The 981-nt window shown below is 57.4% G+C and carries 2 protein-coding genes; both read left to right on the top strand.

Annotated features, from left to right (window positions below):
* Positions 1-165: DsbA family oxidoreductase (locus tag ACR0JR_RS22380; RefSeq protein WP_480458218.1), on the top strand; the 165-nt coding region annotated here is incomplete at its 5' end.
* A gap of 39 nt (positions 166-204) precedes the next feature.
* Positions 205-861 (top strand): lipoyl(octanoyl) transferase LipB, encoded by a 657-nt coding sequence (gene lipB, locus ACR0JR_RS22375; protein WP_170393453.1) that lies wholly within the window; start codon positions 205-207, stop codon positions 859-861.
* Positions 862-981: the final 120 nt, after the last annotated feature.

Genomic DNA, 981 nt, shown 5'->3' with positions numbered 1-981 from the left:
GGTGCGCATGCCCAACCGGTGCGTGAAAAACAAGATTTCTGGACCAGCCGAGGCATCTCGGGCGTGCCTTCGATGGTGTTTGGAGGGAAATATCTGCTGACCGGCGCACAGGGCACGGACACTTATGCGCAGGTCCTGCAACGCTGCCTGGCCGAGGCCGCCTGACCCCTTCCCCCTGCCCCGCAGACGGTCTAAGGAACGAGCATGGAATGGAAGACTACCGACGGGCTGATCGACTACGACGAGGCCACTGCCTTCATGGAGGCGCGCGTTGCTGCGATTGCAGCGGGTGAGGCGGACGAATGCATTTGGCTGTTGGAACACCCTCCGCTTTATACCGCTGGGACTTCTGCCAAGCGAGAAGATCTGACCGATCCGGATCGCTTTCCGGTCTATGAAAGCAAGCGCGGTGGACAGTACACCTATCACGGCCCCGGTCAGCGCGTTGTTTACGTCATGCTTGATGTGGGCAAACGCGGTCATGATGTGCGCCGCTTTGTGCAGCAGCTTGAGGCATGGGTGATTGCGGCTCTGGCCGAGTTCAATGTCACCGGTGAGATCCGCGACGGCCGCGTGGGCGTCTGGGTGCAACGGCAAGACAAGCCGCTGACGATCACCGGCCAGCCAGCCGAGGACAAGATCGCGGCCATCGGCATTCGCCTGCGGAAATGGATCAGCTTTCACGGCATCTCAATCAATGTCGAGCCGGACCTGTCACATTTCACCGGTATCGTGCCCTGCGGAATTCAGGAACACGGGGTGACCTCACTGGTCGATCTTGGGTTGCCGGTGACCATGGATGACGTCGATGTTGCGCTAAAAAAGACCTTTGATGAGGTCTTCGCCACCGAGGGCGCCTAGTTAATAGGTGATTCCACGTATTCGGACAGATCTGGCCAGAATACGCAAAAGACAATGCTAGTATTTGGGGCACTCTGTTTCGAAAATCATTCAGAAAATTCCTTTGAATGGTCTCAATTC

This window comes from Ruegeria sp. AA3, from assembly GCF_056542905.1.
The sequence above is the reverse complement of the archived record's forward strand: the minus strand, read 5'-3'. Positions and strand labels throughout refer to the sequence as shown.

Coding starts and splice junctions, on each gene's coding strand:
- lipB (WP_170393453.1), top strand. CDS start 205: ATGGAATGGAAGACTACCGACGGGCTGATCGACTACGACGAGGCCACT.